Source organism: Actinoplanes sp. NPDC000266 (assembly GCF_042899005.1).
In the GTDB taxonomy this organism is placed as follows: Bacteria; Actinomycetota; Actinomycetes; order Mycobacteriales; family Micromonosporaceae; genus Actinoplanes.
Map to the genome: position 1 here is coordinate 324,225 of NZ_JBIAZI010000007.1, position 18,854 is coordinate 343,078.

The window sequence follows — 18,854 nt, forward strand, 5'->3', positions numbered from 1 at the left end:
CTGCGTGAGTCGGTGAACCGGGCGTGGCCCCGCGCTGCGCTCCCGTGGGAAGGCGGCCTCTCCGCAGCTCGGGGCACCCCAAACACCTCAGGAAGTAGCGCGCTCCGCCGCCTGCACCGCATTGCGGAACAACATCGCCACAGTGGTCGGTCCCACCCCGCCCACTCGCGGTGTGATCGCTCCCGCCACCTCCGCGCACGACTCGTCCACGTCGGGGAGCAGACGGCGGCCCTCGTAACGGACTCCCGCGCCGATCACCGTTGCCCCCGGGCGGACGTGTTCCGGCTGGATGATTCCGGGGACGCCGGCGGCGGCGATCAGGATCTCGGCTCGCTGGGTGTAGCGGGCCCAGTCCTTCACGCCCGTGTGCACCACCGTCACCGCCGCGTTCGCTGTCGGGCGCTTCTGGGCCAGCAACATCGCCAGCGGGCGGCCCAGTGTGGCTCCCCGGCCCAGGATGACCACCTCTCGGCCCGCCACCGGGATCTCGTAGTGGGCCAGCAGCGCCTCGATGCCCGCGGGGGTGCAGGGGAGTGGCCCGGGCATGCCCAGGGCCAGGCGGCCCATGTTCAGCGGGTGCATGCCGTCGACGTCCATGTCGGGGTCGAGGGTCTGCAGGGCCGCGTCGTAGTCGAGGTGAGCCGGGATCGGGTATTGGATCAGGACGCCGTGCACTGCCGGGTCGTCGTTGAAGCCGGCGATCACCGACTCCAGGTCCTTCTGGGTCGCGTCCGCCGGCAGGTGCTCGTGCGGGGACTCGAAGCCCAGGTCGGCCGCCTGGCGCTGCTTGATGCGGATGTATCCGGCGCTGGCGTCGTCGTCGCCCACGAGGATGGTGGCGAGGCTCGGGGTGACGCCCCGGGCCCGCAGGCGGGTCACGCGGTCGGCGACGTCGGCCAGGACGGCCTCGGCCACGGGGGCGCCGGGCAGGAGACGGGCTGAAGGCATGGCTGAACTCCGCATGCACGGGTGCCCAGGCGGTCGACCCCCCGTGACGAGCTCCCCGATGGTTGACCCATCCTCCGTGCCGCCAGTCGCGTTCGTACGACAAGCATGCCAGAGGAAAGTTTGTGACGGTTGTGTGTAGGACACCGCATCGAAACCTCTTGGCGGATGCGCCAGTGCGCCACGCCGATAGACTTTGCCCCCATGAGCGAATCCCTCCCCGCCTCCGATGGTCTTCTGGCCGGCGTCACCTCACCCGGTGACCTCAAGCGCCTCAACCCCGAGCAGCTGACCCTGCTGGCGGCGGAGATCCGGGACTTCATGGTGGCCAAGGTGTCGCGGACCGGCGGTCACCTCGGTCCCAGCCTCGGTGTGGTCGAGACCACACTGGCGCTGCACCGGGTGTTCGACTCACCCCGTGATCGCGTGCTGTTCGACACCGGTCATCAGGCGTACGTCCACAAGATCGTGACCGGCCGGCAGGACGGCTTCGACATGCTGCGGCAGCGGGGTGGTCTCTCGGGTTATCCGAGCCGGGCCGAGAGCGAGCACGACCTGGTGGAGAACTCGCATGCCTCGACCGCGCTGTCGTACGCCGACGGCCTCTCCAAGGCTTTCGCCCTGCGCGGCGAGGACCGTCACGTGGTCGCCGTCGTCGGTGACGGCGCGCTGACCGGTGGCATGTGCTGGGAGGCGCTCAACAACATCGCCACCGCGAAGAACCGGCTGGTCATCGTCGTCAACGACAACGGGCGGTCGTACGCGCCGACCATCGGCGGCCTGGCCGACCACCTGAGCACGCTGCGGCTCAACCCGGGCTACGAGCGGGTGCTCGACCTGGTCAAGGACGCGCTGGGCAACACCCCTGTGGTCGGCAAGCCGGTCTACGAGGTGCTGCACGCGGTCAAGCGGGGCATCAAGGACGCGGTCAGCCCGCAGCCGATGTTCGAGGACCTCGGCATCAAATACATCGGGCCGGTCGACGGTCACGACATGGTCGCCATGGAGTCGGCGCTGCGCCGGGCCAAGGGCTTCGACGCCCCGGTCATCGTGCACGCGGTCACCCGCAAGGGCTACGGATATCGCCCGGCCGAGCAGGACGAGGCCGACTGCCTGCACAGCCCGGGCGCGTTCGATCCGCAGACGGGCGCGCTGACCGCCAAGCCGTCGGTGAAGTGGACGCACGTCTTCTCCGAGGAGCTCATCAAGATCGCCGACGAGCGGCTGGACGTCGTCGGCATCACCGCCGCTATGGGCGAGCCGACCGGCATCGCCGACCTGGCCCGCAAGCACCCCGACCGGGTCTACGACGTGGGCATCGCCGAGCAGCACGCGGCCACCTCGGCCGCCGGTCTTGCCATGGGCGGCCTGCACCCGGTGGTCGCCGTCTACGCCACCTTCCTCAACCGCGCGTTCGACCAGGTGCTGCTCGACGTCGCGATGCACGAGCTGCCGGTGACCTTCGTGCTCGACCGGGCCGGCATCACCGGGCCGGACGGGCCGAGCCACTACGGCATCTGGGACATGAGCGTCTTCGGCGCGGTGCCCGGCATGCGGATCGCCGCGCCGCGCGACGCCGCCACGCTGCGCGAGGAGCTGCGCGAGGCGGTCGCGGTCGACGACGGCCCGACGATCGTGCGCTTCCCGACCGGCTCGGTCACCGCCGACCTGCCGGCCGTGCGCCGCGTCGGCCAGGTCGACGTGCTGCGCGAGGACGAGCGCAAGGACGTGCTGCTGGTGGCGGTCGGCTCGTTCGCCGCGCTGGGCATGGACGTGGCGGCCCGGCTGGCCGAGCAGGGCTACGGGGTGACCGTGGTCGACCCGCGCTGGGTGCGCCCGGTGCCGATCGAGCTGGCCGGCCTGGCCGCGCAGCACCGCCGCGTGGTCACGATCGAGGACGGCATCCGGGCCGGCGGTGTCGGCGACGCGGTGGCCGCCTCGCTGCGCGACGCCGACGTCGAGGTGCCGCTGCGCGACTTCGGCGTCCCGGCCGGCTGGCACCCGCACGGCACCCGGGCCGAGATCCTCACGTCGCTCGGCCTGACCGCTCAGGACATCGCCCGCGAGGTCATCGGCTGGGTGTCCCGGCTCGAGGCGGACACGGAGCACGCGCAAGCCTGATTAAACGCTGAAAAGCCGCGGAAAGGATTCTGACCGAGGCGACACCGTTATCTGCTCGTTACCTTTGAAGGATGAGCGTCGCGAGCAACACGGTGATCATCGACCTCGGTCTTGATCGGGGCGAGCCCGAGACGTACGGCTCACCCAGCCGCTCGGCCTTTCCCGGCTGGTTCCCGGCGGCTGTTCTGGCCGTGCTCGTCCTGTTCACCGCGACCGCGTCGGCGCAGCCCGCGAAGTCTCCGATCCGGGAGATCTTCAGCGTGCAGATCGGGCCCGCCGACGCCTACGCGATGACCGACGGCGGCCAGCTGCTCGCGCAGACGTTCGGGCTTCTCAGCTCGTACGACCTGGAGACCGGCCGGACCCTGTGGGAGGCCGGCCAGTCCACGCCGGCCTATCGTCTGCGCCTGGGTGGCGGGCTCGTGCTCATGCGGCCCTGGAACGCCGGCATGAGCGACCCGGGAACGACCGCCGTCTCGGTCGGCGACGGGGTCTCGCGGTGGACCCGGGCCGGCCAGGTGGTCACCGTGGCCGGTTCGCCGACCCTGCTCGCCGTCACCCCGCGCCGCAGCCAGTCCGGGGCCGGCCGGCGCGTCGAGGGCCCGATCCAGGCGGTCGACCCGATGACCGGGCAGACCCGGTGGACCGTCCCCGTGCCGGCCAGCGCCGTGCTCACCGGCCTGCCCGGCCCCGGCGACTCGGGAACCCGGATGCTGCTCGTGCACGACGACCGGACGATGGAGGTCCGTGACCTCGTCACCGGCGAGCAGTTGGTCCGCCGCGAGGTGCCGCCGGCCGACTACGACCCGGCCAACCCGGCCGTGGTCGGTGGCCTGATCCTGCTGCGGCACCCCGGCAACCCCGGCATGGAGATCTCCGCGTACGACCCGGAGACGCTGCGCAACGTGTGGACCATGCCGGCCGAGGGGGCGTACGACATCCAGGAATGCGGTGTTCTGGCCTGCCTGAGCGGACCGGAGGGGATGCGGGCGATCGACCCGCGGACCGGTGACGCGCGCTGGCAGCAGGCGGGATGGCGCGGCCTCCAACGGTTCGGGGCGATGTACGTCGCGTACGGCTCACCGGAGCACACCTCGGCACTCGGCCTGATCGACCCGGACACCGGACGGCTGGAGGCCGACCTCACCGGCTGGCGCCCGGTCACCGGCAGCGGCCTTCACGACCACCTGCTGGTGACGCGATCGCTGGAACCGGGAAGCCGTACGATGGTCGCCGTCGCCCGGCCGGGCGAGCGCCGGCCGCGGCTGCTGACCGACCTGCCCACGGGCACCGGCGACTGCCAGTCGGCGCCGGGCCGGCTGGTCTGCCGCACGATGTACGGCCAGCTCGTCGTCTGGGCGTACGGCCTGAAGGGTTGAGCCTTGGCGCTGATCGAGCTGGACCTGACCGCCCAGCCCGATGAGCCCGTGCCCAGCTCGCCGCCGCCCGCCCACCTCTACCGGATCCCCGGCCTGATCCTCGCGGCCGTGCTCGTGCTGGCCGGCGGCGGCGCGGCCCCGGCCATGCCCACCCTGTGGCGCTACCTGGGGTCGGTGCCGGCCGGGTCGGGCCCGGGCTCGCTGTTCCGGCTGGCCGGCGATCGCGCGTACACCGTCGGTGAGGCCGGCGCCGGGCGCGAGGTGACCTCGTGGAGCCTGAGCGAGCCGCCCCGGAAGGAGTGGAGCACCCGCTACGAGCTGCCCGGGGCCGATCCGGAGAAGATCGGATACGGCGGCTCGTCCGTCCGTCCGGCCGGCGACGTGGTGCTGGTCTCCGACGGGCCGATGACCACCGTGCTCGACCGGCACAGCGGCCAGGCCCGATGGTCCACCTCAGCGCCGGTCAGCCTGATGGCCGGTGGCCGCCTCGGGGTGATCGAGGAGCCGCGCTTCCGGGCCGGCACCGTCTACGACCAGGAGGCGGGCGAGCCGGGCCAGCTCTTCTTCACGGCCGACGGCGAGCCGCACGTGGAGCCGCCGACGCGCACCGACATCCGCGGCGTCGACCTCTACACGGGAGCAGCCGTGTGGACGCTGAGCGTGCCCGGCTCGGTCATTCTCGACCCCTCCTCCGGCGACGCGCCGACCGTGCTGCTGCTCTCGTCGGGCGGGCTGAAGCGCGTCGACGGGAGGACCGGCCAGGTGCTCCGCCAGGCGGCGCCGGCCAAGGTGGACGGGCGCGCGCCGGCGAGCGGGGAGTCGGTCGGCGGCGTGATGATGCTCTACTACTACAACGCCAACGGCTACATCACGCACGAGGCGGCCTATTCGACCGGCACCCTGGCCCGCCTCTGGGGCCGCGACGTCCCCGAGATCCTGGTCCAGCAGTCCTTCTGCGCCGGGGTCATCTGCTCGATCAGCGAGACCGGGCTGGAGGCGCTCGACCCGGCCACCGGCCGTCCGGCCTGGCGGGTGGAGCCGAACCACGACCTCATCCGGCGGGGCGGTTACGTGCTGGAGCAGCAGAGCAACACCAATGTTCCCGTACGCCTCGTCGACCCGCCGACCGGGACCGCGCGCGTCGACCTCGCCGGCTGGCGGGCCGTGGTGGACGGCCCGGCGGACGGGCCGGTCCTGCTCCGGCGCGGCCTCGAACGGGGCGCGAGCGCGTTAGGCGTGGTCGACCCGGAACGGGACGCGGTGCAGCCGCTCGGCGTGACCGGCGCGCCGATCAGCGACTGCGTCTCCGGTACGGGGCACGTGGCCTGCCGCACGGACGAGAGCCTGCGCATTTGGGCATACCGCGGCTGACCGCCCGGGGCGCACACTGGGGGAGGCCGGGGAGGCGGCATGACCAACGTCGTGATCGACCTCGGCGAGACGCCCCACGACGCCTCGCCGCCCGTCGCGCCGCCCGATCCGCCGCTGCCGCTCCGGACACTGCTCGGTCTGCTGTCGCTCGCGCTGCTCGGCCTGCTGGCCGCGGCCGGGCCGGTGCCGCGCCCGGACGCACCCATCGTCATCCCGGCCGGCCTCGGCGACTCGGTGTACGTCTCCGGCGATCAGATGTTCGTGGTGAGCGGCTCGACCGTGGTCGGGACGGGTGTACGGCTGCGCACTATCGACACGTACGAGCTGCCCGGTCTCCACCCGGTCGACGGCACGGTCGTGACCGTGTCGGGATCGATCGACCAGGTCCTGCGCGTGGGCGACACGGTCGTGGCGTCCTATCAGCTCGACGCGAGCGGGCGCTGGGCCGTCGTGGCGGTCGCGGCCGGCACCGACGACACGCTGTGGCGGCGGCCGGCCCGGCTGGTCGGGGCCGCGGACGGCCAGGTGCTGCTGGCCGCCGAGGACGCCTCGATCGCGGTGGACGCGGACACGGGCATCGTGCGCTGGTCGGTGATCCGGCCGCCGAACGGCGTGATCACCGAGACCGGCCCCGGCGCGAGCTATCCGCGCTGGCTCGTGGTCCAGTCGGCCAACGGACGACTGGAGACCCGTGACGCGTACACCGGAAAGCTCGTCGCCGGCCGAACTCTGCCTTTGCGATCCGGATATGTCTGGCCGGTCGGCGATCTCATCACCGTCGACACCCGCGACGGGTTCAGCGCCTATCACCTGCCCGACCTGACCTTCCGCTGGCGGACCACGGCCGACCTGTCGCAGAGCTGGATGCAGGCCGACTGCGGCGCCCTGATCTGCACGTTCCGCCAGCAGACGGGCATGGTGGCGCTCGACCGGCAGACCGGCCGGGCGCTGTGGTCGTCCGAGCTCTGGGCGTACGCCGAACCGGCCGGCCCCTATCTGGCCGCCACCCGCCTCGACCGCCGCATCGACGAGCCCGCGGTGTGGCTGCTCGACCCGGCCACCGGCCGGCCCGTCGGCGACTTCGGCCGCTGGGAGAGCCTCGGCCGGGCCGGCGGCGGCCTGATCTACGGAAAGATCGACGTCCGGGGCGCGTACGTCCTCTACTACGGCCTGCTCGACCCGGCCGGCAAGGCGATCCGTGTCACCGGGGCGGCCTCGGGCGTCTCCGGCAACTGCCGGGCCGCCGCCGGCGTGCTGATCTGCCGCCTGGTCGACGCCTCGGTCGGTGTCTGGCCCCTTCGGTAGCCTTTCACTTACGGCCTCTTCACACCCGGTCGACGAGGCTGTACCCGGTTGTCGACGGAGGTCTGCGGTGCGTGTGCTGGTGGTTGAGGACGAGCGGAACCTCTGTGACGCGATCGCCCGGGGGCTGCGCCGCAAGGGCATGGCGGTCGACGTGGCGTACGACGGCCTCCAAGGTCATGAAATGGCCTACGTGACCAGGTACGACGTCGTGGTCCTCGACCGCGACCTGCCCGGCATGCACGGCGACGAGATCTGCGCGGCGCTGGTCGAGTCGGGCGCGCTGACCCGGGTGCTGATGCTGACCGCGAGCGGCACGGTGGCCGACCGGGTCGAGGGCCTGCAACTGGGCGCCGACGACTACCTGCCCAAGCCGTTCGCCTTCGACGAGCTGGTCGCCCGCGTCCAGGCCCTGGGCCGGCGGGCCACCCCGGCCGCGCCGCCCGTGCTGACGGTGGGCAACCTCGTGCTCGATCAGACCCGCCGGGTGGTCACCCGCGGCGGCGCCCCGATCGACCTGACCAACAAGGAGTTCGGCGTCCTGGAAGAGCTGCTCAAGGCCCGAGGGGGCGTGGTGTCGAGCGAGGAGCTGCTCGAACGGGTCTGGGACGCCAACACCGACCCCTTCACCACGACGGTACGGGTGACGGTGATGACCCTGCGCAAAAAGGTCGGCGACCCACCGCTGATCGAGACCGTGGTCGGGGCCGGCTACCGGGTGCCGGAACCGGTCGTCCTCTCATGACGGTCTACTCCGGCAGCGCCCACCGCGGCCTGCGGCTGAGCCTGCGCCCCACCCTCCGCCTCCGGCTGACGCTGCTCAACGGCATCCTGCTGGTCGGCGCGGGCGCCATCCTCGTCCTGCTGGCGTGGCTGCTGGTCAGCGACGTGATGAGCTCCGGCGAGGGCCTGCGCCCGGGCACGACGGTGGTCCTGGAGAACGGCGAGACCCGCGACGCGGTCGAGTGGCAGAGCACGCTGGTCTCCCAGGCCTCGCAGGAGGTGCTGGTCAAGGGCCTGGTCGCGCTGCTGGCGATCGGCATCATCGGCACGGCCGGGGCCTACGCGGTGGCGGGCCGGGCGCTGAGGCCCCTGCACGCGGTGACCCAGACGGCCCGGCGTCTCGGCGAGGAGACGCTCGACCAGCGCATCCGCTACTCAGGGGCGGACGACGAGGTGGCCGAGCTGGCCCGCACGTTCGACGCGATGCTCGACCGTCTGGCCGGGGCGTTCGAGTCGCAGAAACGCTTCGTGGCGAACGCGTCCCACGAGCTGCGAACACCATTGGCGGTCATGCGGACCGAGATCGACGTGACGTTGAGCGACGACGAGGCCGACGTGGCCGAGTACAGGCGCATGGCAAAGGTGGTCCGCAACGCGTCGGAGAGAGCGAACGGCCTGGTCGACGCGTTGTTGGTGCTGGCCCGCTCGGAAGCGCAGTCGGGCCGCCGCCTGGTCCGGAAGGTCCCGGCCGACCTGGCGATGAGCGTGACAAATGCGCTGTCGGCGGTGCGGGCGGAGGCGGAACGCCTGAAACTCCAGGTGACGACGGACCTGCAGCCGGCCTCGGTGGTGGGCGACCCGTCCCTGCTGGACCGCCTGGCCGGCAACCTGATCGAGAACGCGATCCGCTACAACCACCTGCTGGGCAGCCTGTGGCTGCGAACGTCAACGGTCGACGGCCAGGCGGTGCTGGTGGTGGGCAACACGGGCTACGAGGTGGAGCCGGCCGACGTGCCGGGCTTGTTCGAGCCGTTCCGCCGGGGAGGCTGGGAGAGAACGGGCAGCCGCGGCTCGGGCCTGGGGTTGTCGATCGTCCGAGCGGTGTGCGACGCCCACGGGGGAACGGTGTCGGCGGTGGCCCAGGAGGGCGGCGGCCTGGAAGTCACGGTGAAGCTGCCAACCGCCGACGCGACCCCGGTCGTGGCTGCCACAGCCACGGTGAAGCGCGCCAAAGGGCTGGGCGTCGCCCCATCGCAGTAGAGGTCGCCCCGTCGCAGTAGAGCCCCAGTCAGGCGGCGAGGGTCTGGTCGCCGGCCTCGCGGCGGATGGTGCGCCAGCGGGAGAGGCTGATGCCCAGTTCGGAGGCGAGTTCGGCCTCGGTGAGGTCCGGGCGGGCGGCTCTGATCTCGTGAGCCAGGGTCACCGTCTCGGCCGGCGTGCGACGGGGGCGGGAAGCTTTCTCGGTGCTGACCGTGGTGGTGTCCGGCCGGGTGCGCTGCGCGGGGACGGCGCGTCCGGCACCGACGGGACGAGGAGTCTCGGCTGGGCGGGAAGCGCCGGTCGCGGATCGAGGATTCTCGGCGGCTGGGCGGGAAGCGCCGGTCGCGGATCGAGGATTCTCGGCGGCTGGGCGGGAAGCGCCGGTCGCGGGCCGAGGATTCTCTGCGGCTGGGCGCGGAACGCCGGTGGCCGGGCGAGGGGCGTTTCCGGCCGGGCGGCCCTGTCGGGTCACCGCAGGGGTGAAGGGCGTGTCGTCGGCGGCGCGAGGAAGAGCGGCGGCGACTTCGGCGAGCGCGGCGGCGGTTGTTGCCCGGCTACCGACGCCGGCGCGAGTGCCGGTGCTGCGGGTCGTGGCCGGGCCGGCCGGGGCCGGAATGAGGCCGGGCACGAGCGGGGCGGGGTCCGGCGAAGGATCCGACATGCTACGCATGTCGGAAATATCCGCCAGATAGTCGGGCTGGACCGGGCTTTCGGCGGCGGCGTGGGAGGGGGACTGCGGCGAGGTGGCCTGGGGGGAGGCGAGGGACTGCGGGGTGGCCTGAGGGAAGGCGGTGGGCTGCGGGGTGGCCTGGGGGAAGGCGGCTGAGGGTGAGGTGGTCGCGGACGCGGCGGCGGGTGTAGTTGTGGAACGTTCCAAAGTGGAGATTCGGCCGCCCAGCTCTACCAGGCAGATGCTGGCCACCACGATCAAGCCGTCCACCGAGAGCGGGAGCAAGTAGGGAGAGGCGCCTGTTTCGCCGTAGCGGGCCGCTACGCCGACCATGTGCCAGTACGAGACCCAGGCGGCTATGCCGGCGATCGTGGCTGTGGCTACGAAGCGGGCCGCGGCCAGGAGTTTGTGGTGGACCGGAACCCTGGAGATCAGTTCCACTGTGAGCAGCAGGGCCAGTGGGGGCCAAGCGGCGATGGCCTGGCTGATCGGGTTGTCGAGGGCGTGCAGGATGTTGGCCACGACCGAGGCGGCCACGCCCAGCAGCAAGGTGGCTCGTACCGCCCAGCGGACGCGGCGCAGGCGTTCCAGGATCACCGCAACTCTCCTCAAACCGATCGGGGACGCGGACCATCCTGACCGGTGGAGATGACGCGAGCGCCTCCGGAAGGGAACCGTGACCGGTCCGTGCCGGAGGCGCTGCGACTATGTGATCGTGTTGGGCGGCGTGTCGGCTTGACTTGACGCTCTGTCAGCTCTTCGTTTCTACCTGGGCTCGGAGCCTCGGGAACTCGGCCTTGGCGGCGCTGATGGACTTGAAGTACGAGATGATCATGCCGAAGCTGCCCTCGTCGGCCCAGGCGCACAGGGTGAAGTCGGTGCTGGCGGCCTTGCCGCTGCCGCACTTGGCGTAGCCGCCCAAGGCGCCGGTGGGTGCGGTGACGATGTTGTCGATTTTCAGGCCGCCCACGCCGGCGCCGTAGAAGGTGGAGTCGAGCTCCGTCTTCGGGTTGGCGATCGGGACCGCGGCGGCGGCCAGCACCACGATGTCCTCGTCGCCGACCGTGCCGTACAGGGCGCCGATGGCCTTGGTGACGCCGGGCATCGTCTTCAGGCTGGACTCGAGACGCTCGGTCTGCGGAGCGAACTGCTGGTTCGTCAGCTTCGGGCGGCCGCCCAGCTTGGCCGGCTCGATGATTTTGATGGTGGGTGCCGGCGGCTGGGTGGGCTCGGTCGTGCGCGGAGCGGTCTCGGTCGGCGCCGTCGTGGAGGTGGCGGTCGGCGTGGCGTCCGTGGTGGTCGTGGTGGTGTTGTCGTCCTTGGAGTTGTTGGCGACCAGGTAGATGGCCACGGAACCGCCGACGCACAGGACCAGCACGATGGCGATCGCCGTCAGCACGATCGGCAGCACCTTCGACTTCGGCTTCTCCGGCGGAGCCGGCGGATAGCCGGGCTGGCCGTATGGCGGCTGACCGTACTGGGGCTGGCCGTATTGAGGCTGGGTGTAGTCACCGGGCTGGCCGTACTGGGGCTGGGTGTAGTCACCGGGCTGCCCGTACTGGGGCTGGGTGTAGTCACCAGGCTGCCCGTACTGCGGCTGCGCGGGCTGGCCCGACGCGGGATAGGCCGTGGTCGGCGGATATTGCGGCGCCGGCGGCACCGAACCGGGAGCGTCCGCGGGCGGCTGCTGGCCCGGATAGGGCTGGTACGGCGGCTGGCCCTGGTACGGCGGCTGCTGCTGCGGGTTCGGCTGCTGACCCTGGTACGGCTGGCCGGAGGAGGGCTCGCCCGGATAGGGCTGGCCGGGGTACGGGGGCTGCGACATCGAGCGCTCCATCGTTCGGGTACCTCCGGAGCCTATCGGCATCCGGCAATGACGCATCTCCGGTGGTAGGGGGAGGTGTGACACACCGAAACGACGATGCCCCGCGCTCCTGGAGAGGAGCGCGGGGCATCGGCCGTCAAAACCGGATCAGGCGGGCAGCGAGGCCACGCCCTTCGGCAGGAAACGCTTGCCGGTGACCCGCTCGGAGGTGCCACTGCGGTCCAGGTACGGCGTGACGCCGCCCAGGTGCAGCGGATAGCCCGCGCCCAGGATCATGCACAGGTCGATGTCCTGCGCCTCCGCCACCACGCCCTCGTCGAGCATGATCCGGATCTCCTCGGCCAGAGCGTCGACGGCGATCCGGCGTACCTCATCGGCCGTCAGCGCGGCGGAACCGGCCTCGATCAGCTCGGCCACCGCGGGGTTGATCTCGTCGTCGACCATGACCGGCAGGCCGGAGTCGACGATCTTCTTGAGGTTCGGGGAGTTGCTGTAGCGGTCCGGGAACGCCTGGTGCAGGGACTCTCCGACGTGGTACGCCACGGCGGGGCCGACCAGCTGCAACAGCGCGATCGGCCGCATCGGCAGGCCGAGCGGGTCCATTGCCACATTGACGACATCCAACGGCGTACCGGCGTCGATGGCCTTGAAGATCTCGCTCGTGACCCGCAGCAGCAGGCGGTTGACCACGAACGCGGGCGCGTCCTTGACCAGCACCGACGACTTCTTCAGCTCCTTGCCGACCGCGAACGCCGTGGCCAGCGTCGCGTCGTCGGTCTTGTCGCCCTTGATGATCTCGAGGAGCGGCAGGACGGCGACCGGGTTGAAGAAGTGGAACCCGACCACGCGCGACGGATGCTCCAGGTCGGCCGCCTGCGCCGACACCGACAGCGAGCTGGTGTTCGTCGCGAGGATCGCCTCCGGGGTGACGATCTTCTCGATCTCGGCCCAGATCTGCTTCTTGAGCTCGAGGTTCTCGAAGACCGCCTCGATCACGAAGTCGGCGTCGGCGAACACCGACTTGTCGACCGAGCCGCTGACCAGGCCGCGCAGCTTCGCGGCGGTGCCCTCGTCGAGGCGGCGCTTGCTCACCAGCTTGTCGATCTGGTCGTGGACGTAGCCCACGCCCTTGTCGACCCGCTCCTGGTCGAGGTCGGTCAGCACGACCGGCACCTGCAGGCGGCGCACGAACAGCAGCGCCAGCTGCGAGGCCATCAGGCCGGCGCCGATCACGCCGACCTTGGTGACCTTGCGGGCGAGCGACTTGTCGGGCACGCCGACCGGGCGCTTGGCCCGGCGCTGCACCAGGTCGAAGGCGTACAGGCTGGCCCGGGCCTCATCGCCCATGATCAGGTCGGCCAGGGCCTGCGTCTCGGCGTCGGTGCCGTCCTTGAACGACGAGTCCTTCGCGAGAGCCAGCAGCTCCAGCGCCTTGTTGGCCGAGGGAACGGCGCCGTGCAGCTTCTCGTCGAGCTGCTGCTTGGCGAAGAAGAGCACGCCCTCCCACATGTCCTTGTCGACCTCGGGCCGCTGGACCGTGACGTCACCCTTGACGACCGCCGCCGCCCACTCGAGCGAGCGCTCGAGGAAGTCGGCCGGCTCGAACAGCTGGTCGGCCACGCCGAGCTCGGCCGCCTGCTTCGGGCGCAGCGTCTTCTGGGTGAGCGGGTTCTGCAGGATGACCTGGGCCGCGCCCGGCACGCCGATCAGGTTGGGGAGCAGCTGGCTGCCGCCCCAGCCGGGGATGAGGCCGATCGCGACCTCGGGCAGGCCCAGAGCCGCGGCGCCGCCCGAGACCGTACGGTAATGGCAGTGCAGCGCGACCTCGAGGCCGCCGCCCAGCGCGGCCCCGTTGATGAAGGCGAAGGTCGGGATCGCCGAGTCCTTCAGCCGGGCGAAGACCCGGTGGCCCAGCTCGCCCAGCTCGACGGCCTGCTCCCGCGAGGTGATGTACGGGATGCCGGTGATGTCGGCGCCGACGCAGAAGATGTACGGCTTGCCGGTCAGCGCGATGAACGCCGGCTCGGCGGCCGTCGCCTCGGTGATCGCGGCATCCAGCGACGCCAGGCCACCCGGGCCGAAGCTGTTCGGCTTCTTGTAGTCGAAGCCGTTGTCCAGGGTGATCAGCGCGGCCTTCTTGTCGAGGCCGGGAACGGCGACGAACCGGAGAAGGGCCTTGGTGACGACCTCGTTCGGGTGCTGGATCACTTTGCGAAGCCCTCCCAGTTCGGGTTCTCCCAGATGACAGTGCCGCCCATGCCGATGCCGATGCACATGGCGGTGAGGCCGTAACGGACCTCGGGGTGCTCGGCGAAGTGGCGCGCGAGCTGCGTCATCAGGCGGACGCCGGAGGAGGCCAGCGGGTGGCCGATGGCGATCGCGCCGCCCCACGGGTTCACCCGCGGGTCGTCGTCGGCGATGCCGTAGTGGTCGAGGAACGCCAGCACCTGGATCGCGAACGCCTCGTTCAGCTCGAACAGGCCGATGTCGCCGATCGTGAGGCCGGCCTTCTTCAGCGCCTTCTCGGTCGACGGGATCGGGCCATAACCCATGATCTCCGGCTCGACGCCCACGAAGCCGTACGACACCATCCGCATGGCGATCGGCAGGCCCAGCTCACGCGCCGTGTCCTCGCCGGCCAGCAGCGCGGCGGTGGCGCCGTCGTTGAGACCGGCGGCGTTGCCGGCGGTGACCCGGCCGTGCGGGCGGAACGGGGTCTTGAGGGTGGCGAGCTTCTCCATGGAGGTCTCGCGGGGCGCCTCGTCGGTAGTGGCGAGACCCCAGCCCTGTTCGGCGCTGCGGATCGCGACCGGGACCATGTCGGGCTGGAGCTTGCCGTCGGCGTACGCCTTGGCCGTCTTCAGCTGCGAATTGAGGCCGTAGCGGTCGGTGCGCTCCTTGGTGATGTTCGGGAGGCGGTCGTGCAGGTTCTCCGCGGTCGAGCCCATGACCAGGGCCGACGGGTCGACCAGCTTCTCGGCCAGGATGCGCGGGTTGGGGTCGACGCCCTCACCCATCGGGTGGCGGCCCATGTGCTCGACACCGCCGGCGATCGCGACGTCGTACGCGCCCATGGCGATGCCGCCGGCGACGTTCGTGACGGCGGTCATGGCGCCGGCGCACATGCGGTCGATCGCGTAGCCGGGGACGGTCTTGGGGAGCCCGGAGAGGAGCGCGGCGGTGCGGCCGATGGTCAGGCCCTGGTCACCGGTCTGGGTGGTGGCGGCGATGGCCACCTCGTCGACCCGGTCGGGAGGGAGCTGTGGGTTGCGGCGCATGAGCTCGCGGATGCAGCGGATTACCAGGTCGTCGGCGCGGGTTTCGGCGTAGATGCCGTTGGCCTTGCCGAAGGGGGTGCGGACGCCGTCTACGAAGACGACCTCGCGTACTTCACGGGGCACAGCAAGCCTCCTTGCGGGCGAGCCCGGGGTGGTGTGGAGTTGAATGCTACTCGCCGGTAACTAACGACGGCTACCGGCTCGCGGAAACATCACAGCAACACAGAAGAGGGTGTACGGCGGCACGAGTTCCCGCGCCTGACGCCACCACCATGATCGGCCGCGAGAGGCCTCACTTCAGCTCAACTCCGGCGCCAACTCATCAACCGGTCGCCTGCGAAAGGAAGGAGCGGGCAGCCGCCGCGGACGGTTGTGGCTGCTCGGAGTGCATCTTGCACACCTCATAGTGCGCCCGGCCGTGAAAGTTCACCGGTTCGTTCCTGCGTACATGCAGGAGCAACTTGCCGACACGGAGAGCGAGCGTGCCATGAATCTCGAACGGCTGTGGGAAGGGCTTCTCCTGCATGGTCCCGAAGCTGCGGCCGCCGCACTTCTGCTGGCGCTGACGATTTCGGTCAGCGGCAAGCTCATCGCCTTACGGATGGCGACCAAGAGCGCCGAGTCGAAGGACCTGCCTGAGATCATCAGGGCGCTGAGCGACCTGTTCTCGCGGTGATGACCGGCCCTGATCGTTCTGTTCGGTGGGGTCCCGTCGTGACGGGATCCCACCGAAATCGTCAGGTCGCCGCGGGTTCGGGGAGGGCCTCGGCCAAGCGGGTGGCCAGCAGGACTGTCTGCCAGTTTCTGGCGCCGAAGCCCTGGAGGGTCGTGGTGATTGTCTGAGGGGTCACGTCTTCCGGTGGGGACCAGGCCAGGCGGCGGATGTAGTCCGGGCTGATCAGGTTCTCCGGAGGGAGGGTGTGCTCCTCGGCGGTGGCTATGACCACCTGGCGGCAGCGGGCCAGGCGGGCCGCGGCGATCGGGTCGCGTTCGGCCCACCGGTGTGGGGGTGGTGGGCCGTCCACCGGCTGGTTCACGGGCAGGGCGTCGTCGGGTAGTGAACGGGCCTCGTCCAAGGCGTCCAGCCAGACCCTCGCCAGGCGGCGGACCGAGCGGCCGCCGAAGCCGGGGATCGTGAGCAGGGTGCGCTCGTCCTTCGGGTCCTGTTCGGCGGCGGCGACTATCGCCGAGTCGGGCAGGACGCGGCCGGGGGCGGAGTCGCGGCGGGCCGCCACGCCGTCACGGGCGTACCAGAGAGCTCTGACCCTTGATTGTGCCCTTGCTCCGCGTACGCGGTGTATGCCGGAAGTTCGGCGCCACGGGTCGGGGCGCACCCGTGGGGGGCGGTCGGCGCTTGCCACCAGGGCCGCGAACTCCTCGGCGGCCCAGGCCGACTTGCCCTGGCGGTCCAGTTCCGCGGCCAGGTGGTCGCGCAGGTCGGTCAGGAGCTCCACGTCCAAGGCGGCGTAGGTCAGCCAGGACTCCGGCAAGGGGCGCGTCGACCAGTCGGCGGCCGAGTGGTGCTTCTCCAGCGAATAGCCGAGGAGCTGCTCGGTCAGGGCGGCCAGGCCCACCCGCTCGAAGCCGGCCAGGCGGGCCGCCAGCTCGGTGTCGAACAGGCGCCGGGGCTTCATGCCGATCTCGGCCAGGCAGGCCAGGTCCTGGCTGGCCGCGTGCAGGACCCACTCGCTGTCGGCCAGGGCCTCGTCGAGGGTGCGCAGGTCGTCCAGGGGGAGCGGGTCGATCAGGACGGTGCCGGCGCCGGCCCTCCTGAGCTGGACCAGGTAGGCGCGCTGGGTGTAGCGGTAGCCGGAGGCGCGCTCGGCGTCGACGGCCACGGGGCCGGTGCCGGCGGCCATGCGGGCGACGACGTCGGACAGCTCGGCGTTGGTCTCCACGGGGCGTGGAGTGCCGTCGCGGGGCGCGGTCAGGGGTACAGAAGGGGCGGGCGCGGCGTCGGGACCACCAGACGTCGGGTCGGGCGGCTCGGCTTGCGGTCGTCCGTCCCTTGCGGGCTCCGGTGCGTCCCGACGGAGCAGGGGTGCGTCGTCGGTCACTCCGTTACCGTACGGGGAGGCCACCCCACGCGCGCGCAGCCGGGTCCCGGCGCGCCGATTCTCGATCTTTCTGATCCGAATGCGCCTCTGCTCCGTACTACCCTCCGCAGCGCCGTTTACCCGGGAGGCCGCGCCGGATGACCATGACCTTCGAACCGTTCACGCCCGCCGGCTCCACGGGGGAGCAGCGTCAGTACGACGGGCGGCGCCGCGCGGCCGCTCCGGCCTGGGAAGAGGCGCCCGTACAGCCGGAACCGGCCCGGTGGAACGAGCCGGCTGCCGATCCCTGGGCCGAGCCGGCGCGCCGCTTCCAGGAATGGGAGCAGCCGCAGCAGCAGGGATGGGTCGAGGATCCGCAGTGGCAGGCGCCGCAGCAGAGGCAGCCGCAGGCGCCCCGCTGGCACGAGGAAGTCGCCGCCCCCGCGCCCATCGCCGAGCCGGAGCCGCGGCGCTCATCGGCGGGCGGGCGGATCAAGCCGCTCGTCATCGGGGTGGTCGTGCTTCTGCTCCTGGTCGCGGGCTGGCAGGCGTACCGGATCGAAGGAATGAGTGACCACAACCAGAGCCTGGCCTCGGGGCTGGCCGCCGAGAAGGGGCGGACCGACCGGCTCGAACAGCAGCTGGCCGGTGTCTTCGACCCGGAGGCGGTCTCGTCGAAGGTGCTGCCCAGCGTGTTCCGGGTGCGGGCCGGCAGCTTCACCGGCACCGCCTTCTCGGTCGGCAAGAAGGCCAAGGGCAACGAGTCGAACCTGATGACGAACTACCACGTGGTGGCCGAGGTGTGGACCGACGGCGGGCGCCGGGTGTCGCTCGAACGGGGCAGCACCCGGATCACGGCCACCATCGTCGACGTCGACAAGGCCAAGGACCTGGCGCTGCTGCACGCCGACACCAAGATCGCGGGGCTGGCCACGGCGCCGGCCACGGTCAAGCCGGGACAGCAGGTCGTCGTGGTCGGCGCGCCGCTGGGCCTGGACGACACCGTGACCACGGGTGTGATCAGCGCCTACCGGCCGGACGACCCGGACGGGCCGACGATCCAGTTCGACGCGCCCATCAACCCGGGCAACTCGGGCGGGCCGGTGGTGAACGCGACCGGTCAGGTGGTGGGGCTCGCTACGGCCAAGGCCAAGGATGCCGAGGGGATTGGGCTGGCGATTCCGGTCAAAACCGCGTGCGAGACCTTTGTGGTTTGCTGATGCTGTGCTGCTGGCCTCGCTTCGCTCGGCGGGCACTTCGCCCTTAGAGGCCAATGAGATGAGCCCGGTTTTCCAACGCCGCACACCCCACGGCGTCGGAAAACCGGGCTCATCTCATTGGCGGGCGAAGTGCGACTTTGGTTGCGGTCAGCCCACGCGCTGACGGTCGGTCAGGGTTGTTACGCCCGGCGGCGGCAGGCCGGCCGTCGAGGCGAGCATGACGCACCAGCCCAGCAGGTGGGCGGTGAAGTCGTCGGCGGTGGGGGTCCAGGAGGCGCGGACCTCCAGGTCGGCCGTGGGTGGCGGGCCGGCCAGCTCGCCGAAGCGGGTCGACGTGGTCTGCGTGATCGTGCCGCCGATCGCCGTGTAGGCGGCGGCGTGCTGGGCCAGGCCGTCGGTGAGCCACGTCCACGCGACCTCGGGCAGCAGCGGATCGTCGGCCAGGTCGGACTCGAGCTCGGCCGTGACCAGCGTGACCAGCCGGATGTCGCCGTGCCAGGCCTCGTGGCCGGCCGGGTCGTGCAGCAGGATCAGCCGGCCGCCGGCGACCTCGTCGCCGGAGCGCAGCACGGTCGCGCTCAGCGCGAACGCGTAGGGGGCGAGCCGCTGCGGCGCCGCGATCTCCTCGAGGAGGATCTCGGGCCGTGGCGCCGGGGCCCGCAGGCCCGCGACCGCGCGGGCGAACGCCGGAGGTTCAGCGGAGGGGGACGCCATGGGGGAAGAC

At 71.3% G+C, this 18,854-nt stretch carries 15 protein-coding genes and 1 riboswitch; of the genes, 8 read left to right on the forward strand and 7 right to left on the reverse strand.

The features are described from left to right. Nucleotides 1–87 precede the first annotated feature (87 nt). Nucleotides 88–948 carry a bifunctional 5,10-methylenetetrahydrofolate dehydrogenase/5,10-methenyltetrahydrofolate cyclohydrolase gene (locus ACFY36_RS28995; protein WP_499749060.1) on the reverse strand — a complete coding sequence of 287 codons (861 nt, stop codon included), beginning with the start codon at nucleotides 946–948 and terminating at the stop codon, nucleotides 88–90. Between the two features lie 16 nt (nucleotides 949–964). Continuing rightward, a riboswitch (ZMP/ZTP riboswitch) is annotated at nucleotides 965–1,048 on the reverse strand. A gap of 101 nt (nucleotides 1,049–1,149) precedes the next feature. On the opposite strand from ACFY36_RS28995, the gene dxs reads away from it, so the two are divergent. The 6 genes from dxs to ACFY36_RS29025 all read left to right on the forward strand — a co-directional run bounded on the left by dxs (nucleotide 1,150) and on the right by ACFY36_RS29025 (nucleotide 9,101). Further along, a complete protein-coding gene (dxs, locus tag ACFY36_RS29000) occupies nucleotides 1,150–3,066 on the forward strand; it encodes a 1-deoxy-D-xylulose-5-phosphate synthase (RefSeq protein ID WP_499749061.1) in 1,917 nt (638 codons plus the stop codon). Nucleotides 3,067–3,137: 71 nt separating this feature from the next. Continuing rightward, nucleotides 3,138–4,445: an outer membrane protein assembly factor BamB family protein gene (locus tag ACFY36_RS29005; RefSeq protein WP_499749062.1), complete on the forward strand. Its 1,308-nt coding sequence runs from the start codon at nucleotides 3,138–3,140 to the stop codon at nucleotides 4,443–4,445. 3 nt (nucleotides 4,446–4,448) lie between these two features. After that, nucleotides 4,449–5,816, forward strand: coding sequence for an outer membrane protein assembly factor BamB family protein (locus ACFY36_RS29010; RefSeq protein ID WP_499749063.1), 1,368 nt, complete (start codon nucleotides 4,449–4,451; stop codon nucleotides 5,814–5,816). A 39-nt stretch (nucleotides 5,817–5,855) separates the two neighbouring features. Then, complete coding sequence (locus ACFY36_RS29015) at nucleotides 5,856–7,121, forward strand: outer membrane protein assembly factor BamB family protein (protein WP_499749064.1); 1,266 nt, start codon at nucleotides 5,856–5,858, stop codon at nucleotides 7,119–7,121. 67 nt (nucleotides 7,122–7,188) lie between these two features. Further along, nucleotides 7,189–7,863, forward strand: coding sequence for a response regulator transcription factor (locus tag ACFY36_RS29020; RefSeq protein WP_499749065.1), 675 nt, complete (start codon nucleotides 7,189–7,191; stop codon nucleotides 7,861–7,863). Continuing rightward, nucleotides 7,860–9,101: a sensor histidine kinase gene (locus tag ACFY36_RS29025; RefSeq protein WP_499749066.1), complete on the forward strand. Its 1,242-nt coding sequence runs from the start codon at nucleotides 7,860–7,862 to the stop codon at nucleotides 9,099–9,101. The genes ACFY36_RS29020 and ACFY36_RS29025 overlap by 4 nt, the downstream gene beginning before the upstream one ends. 28 nt (nucleotides 9,102–9,129) lie before the next feature. Here the strand turns inward: ACFY36_RS29025 and ACFY36_RS29030 are convergent, their stop codons facing one another. From ACFY36_RS29030 to ACFY36_RS29045, 4 genes are all read right to left on the reverse strand, one after another. Next, a complete protein-coding gene (locus ACFY36_RS29030) occupies nucleotides 9,130–10,368 on the reverse strand; it encodes a DUF2637 domain-containing protein (protein WP_499749067.1) in 1,239 nt (412 codons plus the stop codon). Between the two features lie 154 nt (nucleotides 10,369–10,522). Next, entirely contained in the window at nucleotides 10,523–11,596 is a 1,074-nt protein-coding gene (locus ACFY36_RS29035; RefSeq protein ID WP_499749068.1) for a hypothetical protein, read from the reverse strand. A gap of 147 nt (nucleotides 11,597–11,743) precedes the next feature. Then, nucleotides 11,744–13,804 carry a 3-hydroxyacyl-CoA dehydrogenase NAD-binding domain-containing protein gene (locus tag ACFY36_RS29040; protein ID WP_499749069.1) on the reverse strand — a complete coding sequence of 687 codons (2,061 nt, stop codon included), beginning with the start codon at nucleotides 13,802–13,804 and terminating at the stop codon, nucleotides 11,744–11,746. Further along, nucleotides 13,801–14,997 (reverse strand): thiolase family protein, encoded by a 1,197-nt coding sequence (locus ACFY36_RS29045; RefSeq protein WP_499749070.1) that lies wholly within the window; start codon nucleotides 14,995–14,997, stop codon nucleotides 13,801–13,803. The genes ACFY36_RS29040 and ACFY36_RS29045 overlap by 4 nt, the downstream gene beginning before the upstream one ends. A gap of 325 nt (nucleotides 14,998–15,322) precedes the next feature. Here ACFY36_RS29045 and ACFY36_RS29050 point away from each other — a divergent pair, with 325 nt between their 5' ends. Continuing rightward, nucleotides 15,323–15,550, forward strand: coding sequence for a hypothetical protein (locus ACFY36_RS29050; RefSeq protein WP_499749071.1), 228 nt, complete (start codon nucleotides 15,323–15,325; stop codon nucleotides 15,548–15,550). A 61-nt stretch (nucleotides 15,551–15,611) separates the two neighbouring features. On the opposite strand, the gene ACFY36_RS29055 is transcribed toward ACFY36_RS29050, so the two are convergent. Further along, the gene (locus tag ACFY36_RS29055) at nucleotides 15,612–16,913 is read right to left on the reverse strand and encodes a ribonuclease D (RefSeq protein WP_499749323.1); all 1,302 of its coding nucleotides are present in this window, start codon (nucleotides 16,911–16,913) and stop codon (nucleotides 15,612–15,614) included. Between the two features lie 155 nt (nucleotides 16,914–17,068). Here ACFY36_RS29055 and ACFY36_RS29060 point away from each other — a divergent pair, with 155 nt between their 5' ends. Beyond that, nucleotides 17,069–18,130, forward strand: coding sequence for a S1C family serine protease (locus tag ACFY36_RS29060; protein WP_499749072.1), 1,062 nt, complete (start codon nucleotides 17,069–17,071; stop codon nucleotides 18,128–18,130). A 147-nt stretch (nucleotides 18,131–18,277) separates the two neighbouring features. Here ACFY36_RS29060 and ACFY36_RS29065 read toward each other — a convergent pair whose 3' ends face one another. Continuing rightward, the gene (locus ACFY36_RS29065) at nucleotides 18,278–18,844 is read right to left on the reverse strand and encodes a DUF3000 domain-containing protein (RefSeq protein WP_499749073.1); all 567 of its coding nucleotides are present in this window, start codon (nucleotides 18,842–18,844) and stop codon (nucleotides 18,278–18,280) included. Between the last annotated feature and the right edge of the window lie 10 nt (nucleotides 18,845–18,854).